13 protein-coding genes are annotated in these 16,987 nt (G+C 54.1%); 7 read left to right on the plus strand and 6 right to left on the minus strand.

Annotated features, from left to right (window positions below):
* The first annotated feature begins 23 nt into the window (after positions 1 to 23).
* The 5 genes from ABLU78_RS05855 to speD all read left to right on the plus strand — a co-directional run bounded on the left by ABLU78_RS05855 (position 24) and on the right by speD (position 4,148).
* Positions 24 to 371, plus strand: coding sequence for a YacC family pilotin-like protein (locus tag ABLU78_RS05855; protein WP_015704423.1), 348 nt, complete (start codon positions 24 to 26; stop codon positions 369 to 371).
* A gap of 264 nt (positions 372 to 635) precedes the next feature.
* Positions 636 to 1,049 carry a hypothetical protein gene (locus ABLU78_RS05860; protein WP_048230139.1) on the plus strand — a complete coding sequence of 138 codons (414 nt, stop codon included), beginning with the start codon at positions 636 to 638 and terminating at the stop codon, positions 1,047 to 1,049.
* A gap of 8 nt (positions 1,050 to 1,057) precedes the next feature.
* On the plus strand, positions 1,058 to 2,347 hold the full coding sequence (locus tag ABLU78_RS05865) for an FKBP-type peptidyl-prolyl cis-trans isomerase N-terminal domain-containing protein (protein ID WP_048230138.1): 1,290 nt from the start codon (positions 1,058 to 1,060) through the stop codon (positions 2,345 to 2,347).
* Between the two features lie 121 nt (positions 2,348 to 2,468).
* The gene (speE, locus tag ABLU78_RS05870) at positions 2,469 to 3,329 is read left to right on the plus strand and encodes a polyamine aminopropyltransferase (protein WP_015704420.1); all 861 of its coding nucleotides are present in this window, start codon (positions 2,469 to 2,471) and stop codon (positions 3,327 to 3,329) included.
* Between the two features lie 24 nt (positions 3,330 to 3,353).
* Positions 3,354 to 4,148, plus strand: a complete 795-nt coding sequence (gene speD / locus ABLU78_RS05875; RefSeq protein WP_015368213.1) for an adenosylmethionine decarboxylase — start codon at positions 3,354 to 3,356, stop codon at positions 4,146 to 4,148.
* Positions 4,149 to 4,222: 74 nt separating this feature from the next.
* Here speD and yacL read toward each other — a convergent pair whose 3' ends face one another.
* A complete protein-coding gene (gene yacL / locus ABLU78_RS05880; RefSeq protein ID WP_048230137.1) occupies positions 4,223 to 4,585 on the minus strand; it encodes a protein YacL in 363 nt (120 codons plus the stop codon).
* Between the two features lie 186 nt (positions 4,586 to 4,771).
* The gene (acnB, locus tag ABLU78_RS05885; protein ID WP_015704419.1) at positions 4,772 to 7,369 is read right to left on the minus strand and encodes a bifunctional aconitate hydratase 2/2-methylisocitrate dehydratase; all 2,598 of its coding nucleotides are present in this window, start codon (positions 7,367 to 7,369) and stop codon (positions 4,772 to 4,774) included.
* A 355-nt stretch (positions 7,370 to 7,724) separates the two neighbouring features.
* On the opposite strand from acnB, the gene ABLU78_RS05890 reads away from it, so the two are divergent.
* Together ABLU78_RS05890 and ABLU78_RS05895 are read left to right on the plus strand one after the other, a co-directional pair.
* Complete coding sequence (locus tag ABLU78_RS05890; protein ID WP_048230136.1) at positions 7,725 to 9,359, plus strand: DUF3300 domain-containing protein; 1,635 nt, start codon at positions 7,725 to 7,727, stop codon at positions 9,357 to 9,359.
* 10 nt (positions 9,360 to 9,369) lie between these two features.
* Positions 9,370 to 10,176, plus strand: a complete 807-nt coding sequence (locus tag ABLU78_RS05895) for a DUF2950 family protein (RefSeq protein WP_047076109.1) — start codon at positions 9,370 to 9,372, stop codon at positions 10,174 to 10,176.
* A gap of 44 nt (positions 10,177 to 10,220) precedes the next feature.
* Here the strand turns inward: ABLU78_RS05895 and ABLU78_RS05900 are convergent, their stop codons facing one another.
* The 4 genes from ABLU78_RS05900 to aceE form a co-directional block, all read right to left on the minus strand.
* A complete protein-coding gene (locus ABLU78_RS05900; protein ID WP_015704416.1) occupies positions 10,221 to 10,505 on the minus strand; it encodes a hypothetical protein in 285 nt (94 codons plus the stop codon).
* A 164-nt stretch (positions 10,506 to 10,669) separates the two neighbouring features.
* Complete coding sequence (gene lpdA, locus ABLU78_RS05905) at positions 10,670 to 12,094, minus strand: dihydrolipoyl dehydrogenase (RefSeq protein ID WP_015368220.1); 1,425 nt, start codon at positions 12,092 to 12,094, stop codon at positions 10,670 to 10,672.
* Positions 12,095 to 12,300: 206 nt separating this feature from the next.
* Positions 12,301 to 14,193, minus strand: coding sequence for a pyruvate dehydrogenase complex dihydrolipoyllysine-residue acetyltransferase (aceF, locus tag ABLU78_RS05910; RefSeq protein ID WP_032716032.1), 1,893 nt, complete (start codon positions 14,191 to 14,193; stop codon positions 12,301 to 12,303).
* A gap of 14 nt (positions 14,194 to 14,207) precedes the next feature.
* Positions 14,208 to 16,871 carry a pyruvate dehydrogenase (acetyl-transferring), homodimeric type gene (aceE, locus tag ABLU78_RS05915; RefSeq protein WP_015368222.1) on the minus strand — a complete coding sequence of 888 codons (2,664 nt, stop codon included), beginning with the start codon at positions 16,869 to 16,871 and terminating at the stop codon, positions 14,208 to 14,210.
* Between the last annotated feature and the right edge of the window lie 116 nt (positions 16,872 to 16,987).

Genomic DNA, 16,987 nt, shown 5'->3' on the forward strand with positions numbered 1-16,987 from the left:
TCCGTGTTTCAATGGTAGAAAAAATGAAGACGTTTTTCAGAACAATGCTGTTTGGCAGCCTGCTCGCCCTCTCCGCCAATAGCTATGCATTAAGTGAATCCGAAGCGGAAGATATGGCTGATTTAACGGCGGTATTTGTATTCCTGAAAAACGATTGCGGCTATCAAAATTTGCCAAATACGCAAATTCGCCGCGCGTTGGTCTTTTTTGCCCAGCAAAACCAATGGGACCTCAGCAACTACGACAGCTTTAATATGAAAGCATTAGGTGAGGATAGCTATCGCGATCTCAGCGGTATCAAAATCCCAACAGCCAAAAAATGCAAAGCTCTGGCCCGAGACTCCCTCAGCCTGCTGGCCTATGTGAAGTAAGCCTATCTGCAGCCGCGGCGATGCGGCTGCATCTGTGTATTCACGCCTCCCCCTCTCCACCAGCATTGACGAAATATGAATTCATTAACCGATATTTTTTATTTCACGCCCCTATTTTTCTTTATTTTTATTAATTAACCAAAAGTTTAATTTATCCGTAAAAATCACATTCGAGAGTAAATAATTCAACTCCTCATTTATTGCAAAGACCAACAGGACAATTAAAATCGCTGGCAACCTCTCTTATTGCCATGGAATGACATTTTGAATATCTCACCTATTTTTCGCTTATTTCCCTTCGCTATTATCATGTTAGCGGGTTGCCAGGCACATCGTCAGGCTAACGTTCCCATAACGCCGCCAATCGTCATCGCCACCGATGCGCAACAGAATGAAAAGCTGCGACTGGCCGCTGAGCAGGAGCGGCTTAATGCCTGCCGCCAGGCGTTGGATTCGTTAAAAGAAGTTAATCCGAAAGAAGCCTCAAGACTGGGTAGTGAATTCACCGCCCTGATAGGTGCGGCGTCGCAATATAATTCAGTGCGAACGAAAGTCGCCGATCCCACCCGTCAGGGCATCGATTCCATGTATCAATTTAAATCCATTAAGCTTTGCGCCGATATTGAAAAGTCGCTGATCGATAGTCTGGTCATGCGCGGCGATAATGCGGTGAAGTGACAGGCGCTATGATAATTCGCCTTAATATATTGACGCTGGCCTTCATTTTGCTGGCGTCCTTTTTTATTGGTCATGCGCAAGCGGATGACGGCGCGCCTGCGTTTCTCAACTATGTCCAGCAGCAGGAGAAAAAAGAGAACAAAGAGAAGAAAGAGATACCTCCGGCATCGGAGGTCAGTAAACCCGCCAGGGCCCGCGACAACAATACGGCAGCACTGCAAAAAAAACTGGCCGCGCAAAAAAGTCTCATCGCCGACAAAGATAAGACCATCCGCCAGCTGCAGGCACAGCTAAAATCACAACCTCCCGCCGTCACGCCAGCGCCGGTAGATAATTCAGCGTTGAATAAAACCATCGCACAGCTTCAGGGCCGGATAACCGCGCTGGACACGGAAAACAAGCGGCTTGTCCAGCAAGCCCGCACCTTCCAGCAGGAAAAAGCCGAGGGCGCAGATAATCTCAAACGCTCTGCCGCCTCTCTGCAGACGCAAACGGTAAAGCTCAACGCGCTGGAGACAGACAAGCAGGCCCTGAGCGACAAGCTGGCTGCGGCAATGGCGGAGAAACAGAAACTGAGCGCCGAACTCGCCGCAGTAAAAACCACCACCGCGCCAACCAAATCACCCGCGCTAAACCTCAGTAATGCCCCACAGCAGCAGGCATACTCCGTCGGTGTATCAATAGGGCAAGATGCGCTTAAAACGCTGTCCAGCCAGGCAGCGAAAGGGTTAAATCTGCAACAGGAGACCGTTATTAAGGGCATTAACGATGTTTTTGCCGGTAAGCTGGCGCTGGATGAACAAGCGCGCAATAAGGCGCTTTTCGACGTGTCGCAGCAGTTATACAAAAACATTGATAAAATTGAGCAGCAAACCCTCCGCGAAGGTAAAAAGTATCAGCAGCAATTTGCCGCGCAGAAAGGCGTTCTACTCAAAGGCGGGATCTATAGCCGCATAGATTACCCCGGCAAAGGTAAGGTCGGTGAAAACGATATCGTCACCGTCGTTATCAAAGAAAGCTTGATCGACGGTACCGTGATAAACGATATGGAAGCCGAAGATAAGGTCTGGTCACAGGCGCTAAGTCAGTATCCCGTGACCTTCCGTGAACCGCTTAAACGCCTGAATAACCATGGCGCCATCACTATCGTGGTTCCATCGGAGCGCGCCTACGGCAGCAAAGGGATCCCTGGAAAAATTCCGCCGGGCGCGACGATGGTGTATACCGTCCGAATTGTTGACGTCAGGCCCAATAGCGATCAACAACCCAAAACACCTGCGCCGAAAACCTCACGCTAGCGAGAGTTCAGCCAAACAGTAGAAGGTTCACTATTCGCCATATCAATCTCTATCTATAGTTGGCTATGATGGGGTGCCCGCTTTGTGGGCACCACAGAAGTTAACAAAGGAGGAGTAAGCCATGGCCGAGAGTAATCAGTGGCATGAGACGCTGCACGACCATTTTGGTCAATATTTTACCGTTGATAACGTGCTGTACCATGAGAAGACCGATCATCAGGATTTAATCATCTTCGAAAATGCGGCATTTGGCCGCGTGATGGCGCTTGATGGCGTGGTGCAAACCACCGAGCGCGATGAGTTTATTTACCATGAAATGATGACCCACGTTCCGCTGCTGGCCCATGGTCACGCAAAGCACGTGCTGATCATCGGCGGCGGCGATGGCGCGATGCTGCGTGAAGTCTCCCGCCACCAACATATCGAAACCATTACCATGGTGGAAATCGACGCCGGAGTGGTATCGTTCTGCCGTCAGTACCTTCCAAACCATAACGCCGGCGCCTATGACGACCCGCGCTTTACGCTGGTGATTGATGACGGCGTGAACTTCGTCAACCAAACGTCACAAACTTTTGATGTCATTATCTCCGACTGTACTGACCCGATCGGCCCCGGTGAGAGCCTGTTTACCTCGGCGTTTTATGCTGGCTGTAAACGTTGCCTGAACCCCGGCGGAATTTTCGTTGCCCAGAACGGCGTAAGCTTCCTGCAGCAGGATGAAGCGGTAGGCAGCCATCGCAAACTCAGCCACTATTTCACCGATGTCAGCTTCTACCAGGCGGCGATCCCGACCTACTATGGCGGTATCATGACCTTTGCCTGGGCGACCGATAATGAAGCCCTGCGTCATTTGTCGACGGAAATTATTCAGGCCCGCTTCCATAGCGCCGGGCTGCAATGCCGTTATTACAATCCGGCAATTCATACCGCGGCTTTCGCGCTACCGCAATACCTGCTGGATGCGCTGACCGCCAGCTAACCTGAAACGAGGAGGTGAACCAAATTGAAAAAGCTTAAGCTGCACGGCTTCAACAACCTGACTAAAAGCCTGAGTTTTTGTATTTACGATATCTGCTACGCTAAAACCGCCGAAGAGCGCGATGGCTATATCGCCTATATCGATGAACTCTATAATGCCAACCGCCTGACGGAAATCCTCTCCGAGACCTGTTCAATCATTGGCGCCAACATACTCAACATCGCACGCCAGGATTATGAACCGCAGGGCGCAAGCGTCACCATTTTGGTTAGCGAAGAGCCTATCGATCCGCAGCTTATCGATCAGAGCGAGCATCCGGGCCCGCTGCCTGAGACCGTGGTCGCACATCTCGATAAAAGCCACATCTGCGTGCATACCTATCCGGAAAGCCATCCGGAAGGCGGTCTGTGCACCTTCCGCGCCGATATTGAAGTCTCCACCTGTGGAGTGATTTCACCGCTGAAGGCGTTGAACTACCTGATTCACCAGCTGGAATCCGATATCGTAACCATTGATTATCGCGTGCGTGGTTTCACCCGTGATATCAACGGCATGAAGCATTTTATCGATCATGAAATCAACTCTATTCAGAACTTCATGTCAGAAGATATGAAGTCGCTCTATGACATGGTGGACGTGAACGTCTATCAGGAAAATATGTTCCATACCAAAATGATGCTGAAAGAGTTCGATCTGAAACACTACATGTTCCACACCAAACCGGAAGAGTTAAGCGAACAAGAGCGCAAGGTGATTACCGACCTGCTGTGGAAAGAGATGCGGGAAATTTATTACGCCCGCAATATCCCTGCGGTGTAATGCCTGAAATGCCCGGCGGCGCTTTTGCTTGCCGGGCCTACGGGGTTCCGCACCGCCCGGCACCGAACGAATCATTAACGCTGCTGCATAAATTCACGGTATGCGGCAACCACCTGCAGGAAATCCTCCACACCGCAAAGAGAGAGGCTCTCTTCGTCGTAGTAATTCATCCCCTCTTCCATTTCATCGCCGGAAAATTCCAGTTGGTTGGCGCGGATCATCACTTCTTCGCCATCCAGCCACAACGTATATTCATGGCCGGCCCGTTGCCAGGAACGTTCACTGCCTTTCACGGTGCGCGCTGCCTGTTCCACTTCATCCAGAAAGGCCAGGTTATCTTTCACCTCTTCGTTGAACCAGTGCCCAATCGCCTCGTGGTCCATCGACATTCGCACCTTTACCACACCGGTAATATCGCGCAGAAATTCGTAATCCATAATCTTTTCCTCTGCAAGGGCAATGCGTCACCGCTGCACTGTACCCATAACCTAATTATCGCAGCAGACAGGAAGAAAAAAAGCGCAACGGGTGGGAGGTTTAAAAATAAAAATGCCCGCTGATGCAATGTTCAGCGGGCATTGGAGAGTTTGTAGCCAAACGGTCAGCCGGGCTGACCGAACGGATTACACGGCGGTCTGGAAGATCACGCCGTCAGCTTTTTCAGTGTACTGATCCAGCTGGTTAAAGTTCAGGTAGCGATAGGTATCTTCCGCCGTCTTATCAACCTGAGCGACGAAGGTCTGATACTCTTCCGGCGTCGGCAGTTTGCCCAGCAGAGAAGCGACCGCCGCCAGTTCGGCAGAGGCCAGATAGACGTTGGCGCCGGTACCTAAACGGTTCGGGAAGTTACGGGTAGAGGTCGACACGACCGTCGCGCCGTCAGCCACGCGCGCCTGGTTGCCCATACACAGGGAACAGCCAGGGATTTCGATACGCGCGCCGCTCTTACCAAACACGCTGTAGTAGCCTTCTTCTGTCAACTGCGCGGCATCCATACGGGTTGGCGGCGCCACCCACAGGCGAGTCGGCAGTTGGCCTTTGTGGCTGTCCAGCAGTTTACCGGCAGCACGGAAGTGGCCAATGTTGGTCATGCAGGAACCGATAAACACTTCGTCGATCTTCTCGCCCTGCACGTCTGACAGCAGACGCGCATCGTCCGGATCGTTCGGTGCGCACAGGATTGGCTCTTTGATATCCGCCAGATCGATGTCGATCACTGCCGCGTATTCCGCATCAGCGTCGGCTTCCAGCAGCTGCGGATCCGCCAGCCATTTTTCCATGCCCTGGATACGGCGCTCCAGCGTACGACGATCGCCGTAACCTTCCGCGATCATCCACTTCAGCAGGACGATGTTGGAGTTCAAATACTCGACGATCGGCTCTTTGTTCAGCTTAATGGTACAACCAGCAGCAGAACGCTCGGCAGAAGCATCGGTCAGTTCAAATGCCTGCTCGACTTTCAGATCCGGCAGACCTTCGATTTCAAGGATGCGGCCAGAGAAGATATTTTTCTTCCCTTTCTTCTCAACGGTCAGCAGGCCCTGCTTGATAGCATACAGCGGGATGGCGTGAACCAGGTCGCGCAGGGTAATGCCCGGCTGCATTTTACCTTTGAAGCGCACCAGTACTGATTCCGGCATATCCAGCGGCATCACGCCGGTCGCGGCGGCGAAGGCCACCAGACCTGAGCCCGCCGGGAAGGAGATACCAATCGGGAAACGGGTATGGGAGTCGCCGCCGGTACCTACGGTATCAGGCAGCAGCATACGGTTCAGCCAGGAGTGGATAACGCCATCGCCCGGACGCAGTGAAACACCGCCGCGGTTCATGATGAAGTCCGGCAGAGTGTGGTGCGTGGTGACGTCAACCGGCTTCGGATAGGCTGCAGTGTGACAGAAGGACTGCATCACCAGGTCAGCGGAGAAGCCCAGGCACGCCAGGTCTTTCAGCTCATCGCGGGTCATTGGACCGGTGGTGTCCTGAGAACCGACGGAGGTCATTTTCGGCTCGCAATAAGCGCCCGGACGAATACCGGCAACGCCGCAGGCGCGGCCAACCATTTTCTGCGCCAGAGAGAAGCCGCGGTTGCTTTCCGCCACATCTTTCGCATGACGGAAGACGTCGCTGTGCGGCAGACCCAGCGCTTCGCGCGCTTTGGTCGTCAGTCCGCGACCAATGATCAGCGGAATACGGCCACCGGCGCGCACTTCGTCGATCAGTACATCGGTTTTCAGTTCGAAGCTTGCCAACAGCTCGTTGGTTTCGTGGTTACGCACTTCGCCTTTGAACGGGTAAACGTCAATGACGTCGCCCATGTTCAGGTTGCTCACGTCCACTTCAATAGGCAGAGCGCCCGCATCTTCCATTGTATTGAAGAAGATAGGCGCAATTTTGCCGCCCAGGCACAGGCCGCCGCCGCGCTTGTTCGGTACGTTCGGGATATCGTCGCCCATGAACCACAGCACCGAGTTGGTGGCGGATTTACGCGAAGAACCGGTACCGACAACGTCGCCAACGTAGGCCAGCGGGAAGCCTTTCTGCTGCAGCGCTTCAATTTGTTTAATCGGACCGACTGCGCCCGGCTGATCCGGCTCAATACCTTCACGAGCGTTTTTCAGCATCGCCAGAGCGTGCAGTGGGATATCCGGACGGGACCAGGCATCAGGCGCCGGAGACAAGTCATCGGTATTGGTTTCGCCGGTAACTTTGAAGACGGTAACGGTAATTTTTTCCGCCAGTTGCGGACGGTTCAGGAACCACTCGGCGTCAGCCCAGGATTGCATAACCTGTTTAGCGTATTCATTACCCGCTTTGGCTTTCTCTTCTACGTCATAGAAGTTATCGAACATCAGCAGGGTATGGGACAGCGCTTTCGCCGCAATCGGCGCCAGTTTGGCATCTTCCAGCGCTTCAATCAGGGGATGAATATTGTAACCGCCCTGCATGGTGCCCAGCAGTTCAACGGCTTTTTCAGGGGTAACCAGTGGGGAGGTCGCTTCGCCTTTAGCGATAGCGGCAAGGAATCCGGCTTTAACATAGGCGGCTTCATCGACGCCCGGCGGTACACGGTTGGTAAGCAGATCTAACAGGAATTCATCTTCACCCGCTGGCGGGTTTTTCAGCAGTTCTACCAGCGCGGCCATTTGGGTTGCGTCTAAGGGTTTGGCAACAATCCCCATGGCGGCACGCTCAGCTACGTGCTTACGGTATTCTTCTAGCACGACGGTTCTCCTCGCTCTCATTGTAAAATGCGGTAGGCGATTTTCTTCACGCTCCTGTGAGACAGCAGTTTGTAGGGTAAATGCCCGATACCGCGAGGGCAGCATAGCAGGATTTTTGAAGGGTGTTAATCTGTTTACAAAAAAGCAACATTAAAATTTAGCTGAATCGTTAAGGGCAGGATATTGCAGGCTTTCTGTTCAAATGCTGGTAGATAAATTTATTTCTGTTACAGATTTAATGTCAGGATCCCAACAAAAATCAAAAAAAACAATATCGTCTTCATATACTCCCGTAACGTACCGTTTTCGCCGATACTTGAGCGAGATGGGTAACATTTCTGTGTCAGGAGCTTCCATGTCACTACCGTTCAAACCCCATATTATCGCCCTGCTCTGCAGCGCCGGCTTACTCGCGGCGGCGGGAACGCTATATGTTAAAAGCCGTACCCCAGAGACTATCGCTGAAGCGCCGGTGACGGCGCAGCCTGTGCCAACGACAGCACCAGCGACTGCGCCAGCGCAACCTGTCGCCGCCACCTATACCCAGGCGCAAATCGACCAATGGGTCGCGCCAATCGCGCTCTACCCGGACAGTTTACTCTCGCAGGTACTGATGGCCTCCACCTATCCGGACAACGTCATGCAAGCGGTGCAGTGGTCGCAGGATAACCCGTCGATGAAAGGCGACGCGGCCGTGCAGGCCGTTGCCAACCAGCCGTGGGATCCGAGCGTCAAATCCCTCGTCGCTTTTCCCGCCCTGCTGGCAATGATGGGCGAAAACCCGCCGTGGGTAGAAAACCTTGGCGATGCATTTTTAGCCCAGCCGCACGACGTGATGGATTCCGTACAGCGCCTGCGCGCTATTGCCCAACAAACCGGAACATTAAAATCCACACCGCAACAAAAGGTGACCGTCACGGCCGTCGCGCCGGCCTCTTCGAGGTCATCGAATAGCAGCACGGTATCAACCTCAACAACCTCAACGCCATCGCCTTCGCAGATCATCAAAATTGAACCGACCAATCCGCAGGTGGTATACGTTCCAAGCTATAACCCTTCGACCGTCTACGGCAGTTGGCCGAATAGCGCCTATCCCCCGGTCTATCTGCCGCCACCTCCAGGAGAGCAGTTCACCGATAGCTTCGTCAAAGGTTTTGGTTACAGCCTTGGCGTCGCCACCACCTGGGCGCTCTTCAGCAGCATCGACTGGGATGATGACGATGATTACCATCATCATGATGACGATTACCATCACGGCGGTTACCAGCACAATGGCGATAACATCAATATTAATGTGAATAATTTCAACCGCATTACCGGGCAGAATCTGCCGGGTAACCATGTTAACTGGCAGCACAACCCCGCCTATCGCGGCAACGTGCCTTATCCGAATAATAATGTCGCCCAGCGCTATCATCAGACCAATGTGCCCGGCGGACTCAGCGCAACCCAGCATGCGCCGGTCGATCGCAATGCTCAACGGCAAGCGGCGATGACGCAGCTCCAGCATCCCAACGCCCCTGCCGCCAGCGCAGGCAAACTGGCGGCCACTAGCGCCTCGCGCGATGCGCAGCGTCAGGCAGCCTCTCAGCAATTGAAGCAGGCCACCCAGCGCAGCAGCTACCGTGGCTACGACAGCACGCCGACGCCTGCCAAACAGCAGCGTCGCGAAGCGGCGAAAACGCAGCTGCAACACCCAACGCCACAGCAGCAACAGCATCGCGAGGCCGTGAAGAGCCACGTGCAGAATCCAACGCCTCAGCAACAACAGCGCCGTCAGCAGATTCACTCCGCGACGCCGGCCCAACGTCAGCAAGCGGTGAGCACGGTACGCGCCAATGCCTTAAGCGGCAACGAAAGTCGCTCCCCCTCCTGGCAATCACAGCAGGCGCGCGGGCTGCAAAGCCGTAATATTTCCGGCTTGAGCAGCGAACAGCGCGGCGCCGCCAGAGAGCGTCTTTCCGAACATCATGAATTGCGTCGTCGCTGAGGATGAGCAGATGAGAAAACCATTACAGATCGCCCTATTAACGCTAATGCTGTCGCCGCTTGCCGCCTTCGCCCAGCAACCGTTCCCCACGCCGGAGAAAGCCGCAAGCGCGCTGGCCGATGCGCTCAATCATCGTGATAAAGCCGCGCTCAATAATCTGCTCGGCGATAACTGGCAGCAGTTTTTACCCACCGATGGTATTGATCCCAATGCCGTCGACCGCTTTCAGCGCGACTGGCAGGTGAAACACGTCATTGTCCAGCAGGGTAATAGCGCCTGGCTTGATGTCGGTAGTGAAGCGTGGCGGTTGCCGATTCCCATTGTCAAAGATGAACAGGGCTGGCGTTTTGATATGGCGGCCGGAGAAGATGAAATTCTCACACGCGCCATCGGCCGCAATGAACTGTCGGCAATTGCCGCCATGCACGCCTACGTTGATGCCCAGCAGGATTACTATCAAATGAATCATCGCTGGGCGCAAAAAATCATCAGCAGCGAAGGCAAAAAAGATGGCCTGTACTGGCCAACCTCACCGGGCGAAACGCCCAGCCCGCTGGGGCCGGCCTTTAGCCCGACTGAGCCCGGCGCCGGTTATCATGGCTACCGCTTCCGCATTATCGCCGATAACAATAACCAAGGCGTCGCCTTACTGGCCTGGCCGGTGGAATGGGGAGAAACCGGGGTGATGAGCTTCATGATCGATCAGAATGATCAAGTCTGGCAGGCGAACCTGGGCGAAGAGAGCGCGACGAAAGCGCAGGCAATTACGCATTTTGCCCCCGATTCAGCAGCGGGATGGCAGCCGATCAATCAATAAAAAAATGCCCGGTTGCGCGATAGCAACCGGGCACTCTCTTATGCTTAGCCCTGGTGCGGCATCAGCTCCGGATAACCGGCAAAAGCAGGTTTCTGACTGGTCAGCGCCGCTTCATCCGAGCTGATGCTCCCGGAATTCGCCGCCCACACCCCTTCATTCGTCTTCGTCACCAACTGATGCTGCGCATTCAGATCCTGGCCCATCGCCGCAATATGGGTACTTTCGGTACCGCCGCTGTTCGCCGCCCATGGAATGGTTGCATCAGCCGCGCAGGCCATACCGGATACGAACATCGTGGCTAACAGCGCCGTGGTCAATAAGCGTTTCATCTCACACCTCAGATATATAATTAACTACCTATTAGTTTACTGAGTGACTATTTTCAAAGTATGTATGAGGTGTAGCGGTTTGTGAACAGGGACACAGTTCTAAACATTAGCGATAAAAAAAGCGGCTCTGAGAGCCGCTTATGCATTTTAGCTGAAAGAAAAAGTTACTTTTTCTTCGCTTTCGCGTTTGGCAGGTCGGTAATGCTACCTTCGAAGACTTCTGCCGCCAAGCCAACGGACTCGTGCAGAGTCGGGTGAGCGTGGATAGTCAGCGCGATGTCTTCAGCGTCGCAGCCCATTTCGATAGCCAGACCGATTTCACCCAGCAGCTCGCCGCCGTTGGTGCCGACAATCGCGCCGCCGATAACACGGTGGGTCTCTTTGTCGAAGATCAGTTTGGTCATACCGTCTGCGCAGTCGGAAGCGATAGCACGGCCGGAAGCAGCCCACGGGAAGGTGGCGGTTTCGTAGCTGATGCCTTTCTCTTTCGCTTCTTTCTCAGTCAGGCCAACCCATGCCACTTCTGGCTCGGTGTAGGCGATGGACGGGATCACTTTCGGATCGAAGTAGTGTTTCAGGCCGGAGATAACTTCTGCGGCAACGTGACCTTCGTGTACGCCTTTGTGCGCCAGCATCGGCTGACCGACGATATCGCCGATAGCAAAGATGTGCGGCACGTTGGTGCGCATTTGTTTGTCAACGCGAATGAAGCCGCGATCGTCAACTTCCACGCCGGCTTTGCCTGCGTCGAGGTTTTTACCGTTCGGCACGCGGCCGATAGCTACCAGCACCGCGTCGTAACGCTGCGCTTCCGCCGGGGCTTTTTTGCCTTCCATGGAAACGTAAATACCGTCTTCTTTTGCTTCAACGGCAGTCACTTTGGTTTCCAGCATCAGGTTGAATTTCTTGCTGATACGCTTGGTGAAGACTTTAACCACGTCTTTGTCGGCAGCCGGGATAACCTGGTCGAACATTTCAACCACGTCAATCTCTGAACCCAGCGCATGGTATACGGTACCCATTTCCAGACCGATGATACCGCCGCCCATAACCAGCATGCGTTTCGGTACAGATTTCAGTTCCAGAGCGTCGGTGGAATCCCAAACGCGCGGATCTTCATGCGGGATAAACGGCAATTGAATCGGACGGGAGCCCGCCGCGATGATCGCGTTGTCGAAGTTAATCACGGTTTTGCCGTTTTCGCCTTCAACTTCCAGGGTGTTAGCGCCGGTGAATTTACCCAGACCGTTAACCACCTTCACTTTACGACCTTTGGCCATGCCAGCCAGACCACCGGTCAGCTGAGTGATAACTTTTTCTTTCCAGGTGCGGATCTTGTCAATGTCGGTTTTCGGTTCGCCGAAAACGATGCCGTGTTCGGCCAGCGCTTTCGCTTCTTCGATAACTTTAGCAACGTGAAGCAGTGCTTTAGAAGGGATACAACCCACGTTCAGGCAAACACCGCCCAGAGAGCTGTAACGTTCTACGATGACGGTTTCCAGACCTAAATCAGCGCAACGGAAGGCTGCAGAGTAGCCTGCAGGACCTGCCCCAAGTACCACGACCTGAGTTTTGATTTCAGTACTCATCATGACCTCTGTAATTTATATCCGGCGGGTCTGACGCTTTTATTATTACGCCCAAGTCCACCGGGACGTTCTATCCGCGTGTATTTTACAAAATTGTTAACAATTTTTAAACAACAAACGGCAAACGATTTTGTCCTTTGTTGCTGATAATCCTCAACAGCCTGAGGTTATCAGAAAAAAGCCGGCCGTCAGGCCGGCTTTTTCGCTTACATCACCAGGCGGCGAATGTCGCTCAAGGTGTTGTTAATGATGGTAATGAAGCGGGCACCATCAGCACCGTCGATGACGCGGTGGTCGAAGGACAGAGAGATCGGCAGCATCAGACGCGGAACGAACTCTTTACCATTCCATACCGGCTCCATCGCGGACTTAGACACGCCCAGGATGGCCACTTCCGGCGCGTTAACAATCGGCGCGAAGTGGGTAGTACCCAGGCCGCCGATGCTGGAGATGGTGAAGCAACCGCCCTGCATTTCGCCAGCAGTCAGCTTGCCATCGCGCGCTTTCTTCGAGATGGTGGTCAGCTCGCGAGACAGCTCGGTGATGCTCTTCTTGTTCACGTCTTTAAAGACCGGAACCACCAGACCGTTCGGAGTATCAACCGCCACACCGATGTTGATGTATTTCTTCAGCGTCAGGCGCTGACCGTCTTCGGACAGCGAGCTGTTGAAGCGCGGCATCTGCTCAAGCGCAGCGGCAACGGCTTTCATGATGAAGACCACTGGGGTGAATTTCACGTCCAGTTTGCGCTTCTCAGCTTCGGCATTCTGCTGCTTACGGAACGCTTCCAGATCGGTGATATCGGTTTTGTCGAAGTGCGTAACGTGCGGGATCATCACCCAGTTACGGCTCAGGTTCGCACCAGAGATTTTCTGGATACGACCCAGTTCCACTTCTTCGATTTCGCCAAACTTGCTGAAGTCAACTTTCGGCCATGGCAGCATGCCCGGCAGACCGCCGCCTGCGGCAGCAGCCGGTGCGGATTCAGCGCGTTTAACCGCTTCTTTCACGTAAGCCTGAACGTCTTCGCGCAGGATACGACCTTTACGGCCGGTCCCTTTCACTTTCGCCAGGTTTACGCCGAACTCGCGCGCCAGGCGACGAATCAGCGGAGTCGCGTGAACGTAAGCTTCGTTTTCAGCGAATTCGGTTTTACCTTCCGCTTTCGCAGCCGGCGCGGCAGCTTTCTGAGCCGGTGCAGGTGCAGCAGCCGGTGCCGGTGCCGCGGCCTGAGCCGGAGCAGCAGCAGTCGCGGCGCCTTCCACTTCGAAGACCATGATCAGAGAGCCGGTGGATACTTTGTCGCCGGTGCTGATTTTGATCTCTTTAACGGTACCCGCGAACGGCGCCGGAACTTCCATAGAAGCTTTGTCGCCTTCGACGGTGATCAGTGACTGCTCAGCAGCCACTTTATCGCCGACTTTTACCATCACTTCGGTAACTTCAACTTCGTCGCCGCCGATATCCGGTACGTTAACGTCTTTCACGCCAGCCGCTGCAGCCGGTGCCGCGGCAGCCGGAGCGGCAGCCTGTGCCGGAGCGGCTGCAGGCGCAGCGCCCGCCACTTCGAAGATCATGATCAGGGAGCCGGTGGACACTTTGTCGCCGGTGTTGATTTTGATCTCTTTAACGGTACCCGCGAACGGCGCCGGAACTTCCATAGAAGCTTTGTCGCCTTCGACGGTGATCAGGGATTGCTCAGCGGCAATAGTGTCGCCCACTTTAACCATGATCTCGGTGACTTCAACTTCATCGCCGCCGATATCCGGTACGTGAACTTCTTTCGCTGCGCTTGCCGCCGGCGCTGCTGCCGGTGCCGGAGCAGCCGCTTTCTCTTCCTGCGCAGGTGCAGCGGCTGCTGCACCCTCGGCGGAATCGAAAATCATGATCAGTTTGCCAGTCTCGGTTTTGTCGCCGACGGAGACTTTAATCTCTTTCACGACGCCAGCCTGCGGAGACGGAACTTCCATAGAGGCCTTGTCGCCTTCTACGGTGATCAGCGACTGTTCAGCTTCAACTTTGTCGCCAACTTTGACCAGGATCTCGGTGATTTCAACTTCATCAGCCCCGATGTCCGGTACTTTGATTTCGATAGCCATTATTCTCTTACCTCTTACGCCAGACGCGGGTTAACTTTTTCTGCATCGATGTCGAATTTAGCAATGGCGTCAGCCACAACTTTCTTATCGATTTCACCACGTTTAGCCAGTTCGCCCAGCGCCGCAACGACCACGTAGGAAGCATCAACTTCGAAGTGGTGACGCAGGTTTTCACGGCTGTCGGAACGACCGAAGCCATCGGTACCCAGTACGCGGTAATCATCAGCCGGTACGTAAGTACGAACCTGCTCGGCGAACAGTTTCATATAGTCAGTGGATGCTACAGCCGGAGCGTCGTTCATCACCTGAGCGATGTACGGTACGCGCGGAGTTTCCAGCGGGTGCAGCATGTTCCAGCGTTCGCAATCCTGGCCATCACGCGCCAGTTCGGTGAAGGAGGTGACGCTATACACGTCAGAACCTACGCCGTAATCTTTCGCCAGGATCTGCGCTGCTTCACGAACGTGACGCAGGATAGAACCGGAGCCCAGCAGCTGAACTTTACCTTTGCTACCTTCGAGGGTTTCGAGTTTGTAGATACCTTTACGGATACCTTCCTCGGCGCCTTCCGGCATGGCCGGCATGTGGTAGTTTTCGTTCAGTGTAGTGATGTAGTAGTAAACGTTCTCTTGCGCTTCGCCGTACATACGTACCAGACCGTCATGCATGATGACAGCGACTTCGTACGCGTAAGACGGGTCGTAGGAGATACAGTTCGGGATAGTCAGCGACTGAATGTGGCTGTGACCATCTTCGTGCTGCAGACCTTCGCCGTTCAGCGTAGTACGACCGGAAGTACCGCCAATCAGGAAGCCGCGAGCCTGCTGATCGCCAGCCGCCCAGCACAGATCGCCGATACGCTGGAAGCCGAACATCGAGTAGTAGATGTAGAACGGAATCATCGGCAGGTCGTTGGTGCTGTAGGAGGTCGCAGCAGCCAGCCAGGATGCGCCTGCGCCCAGCTCGTTAATACCTTCCTGCAGAATCTGGCCTTTCTCGTCTTCTTTGTAGTATGCAACCTGCTCACGGTCCTGCGGGGTGTACTGCTGGCCGTTCGGGCTGTAGATACCGATCTGACGGAACAGACCTTCCATACCGAAAGTACGCGCTTCATCGGCGATGATCGGCACCAGACGATCTTTGATCGACTTGTTCTTCAGCATCACGTTCAGGGCACGAACGAAAGCGATAGTGGTAGAGATTTCTTTGTTTTGCTCTTCCAGCAGCGCGCTGAAGTCGGCCAGGGTCGGCAGCTCCAGTTTCTCAGTGAATTTCGGCTGACGAGTCGGCAGGTAGCCGTTCAGCTTTTCACGTTGAGCGTGCAGGTAAGTGTGCTCTTCAGAACCTTCCGGGAAGGTCACGTACGGCAGTTTTTCGATATCGGCATCAGCCACCGGCACGTTGAAACGATCGCGGACGTAGCGAACGCCGTCCATGTTCATTTTCTTAACCTGGTGCGCGATGTTTTTACCTTCCGCGGTGTCGCCCATACCATAACCTTTAATGGTATGCGCCAGAATCACGGTCGGCTGGCCTTTGGTTTCCTGCGCTTTTTTCAGTGCAGCGTAGACTTTCTTCGGATCGTGACCGCCACGGTTCAGGGCCCAGATCTGCTCGTCAGTCCAGTCGGCAACCAGCGCGGCGGTTTCCGGATATTTACCGAAGAAGTGCTCACGAACGTAGGCGCCGTCTTTGGATTTGAAGGTCTGGTAGTCGCCGTCAACGGTTTCGTTCATCAGCTGAATCAGCTTACCGCTGGTGTCTTTACGCAGCAGCTCATCCCAACGACCGCCCCAGATAACCTTGATAACGTTCCAGCCAGCACCACCGAAGATGCCTTCCAGTTCGTTAATGATTTTACCGTTACCGGTGACCGGGCCGTCCAGACGCTGCAGGTTGCAGTTGATGACGAAGACCAGGTTATCCAGTTTTTCACGGGTCGCGATGGTGATAGCGCCTTTAGATTCCGGCTCATCCATCTCGCCATCGCCCAGGAAGGCGTAAACGGTTTGCGCAGAGGTGTCTTTCAGACCACGGTGTTCCAGATATTTCAGGAATTTAGCCTGATAGATAGCGCCCAACGGCCCCAGACCCATTGATACGGTCGGGAACTGCCAGAATTCCGGCATCAGTTTCGGGTGCGGATAAGAGGACAGACCATTACCGTGAACTTCCTGACGGAAGTTGTTCATCTGCTCTTCAGTCAGACGACCTTCCAGGAAGGCACGTGCATATACGCCCGGAGAGATGTGGCCCTGGAAGTAAACCAGATCGCCGCCGTCTTTCTCAGTGCGCGCACGGAAGAAGTGGTTGAAGCAAACTTCGTAGAAGGTAGCGGAAGACTGGTAGGATGCCATGTGGCCACCCAGCTCCAGATCTTTCTTCGATGCGCGCAGAACGGTCATGATGGCGTTCCAACGGATCGCTGAACGAATACGGCGTTCCAGCTCCAGATTGCCCGGGTATTCCGGTTCATCTTCAACGGCAATAGTGTTGACGTAATTATGCGCTGCCGCACCGGCCGCTACTTTCACGCCGCCTTTGCGGGCCTCAGAAAGAAGCTGGTCGATCAGATACTGAGCACGCTCAACACCTTCTTCACGGATGACCGATTCGATCGCCTGTTGCCAGTCGCGAGTTTCGATCGGATCCACGTCATTCTGGAAACGTTCTGACATGGGGGTATTCCTTATCTATCTAATCGTTGATTTAACTGGAACCTGTCCCATTGAACTCTTTAGCGTTTCACTCTGATAAACAACCAAGAATTCAATAAGACAGGTTCTGCGTTTAG

Origin of the sequence: Klebsiella sp. JN_Kp122, assembly GCF_040062085.1 — a bacterium.
GTDB lineage: Bacteria > Pseudomonadota > Gammaproteobacteria > Enterobacterales > Enterobacteriaceae > Klebsiella > Klebsiella aerogenes.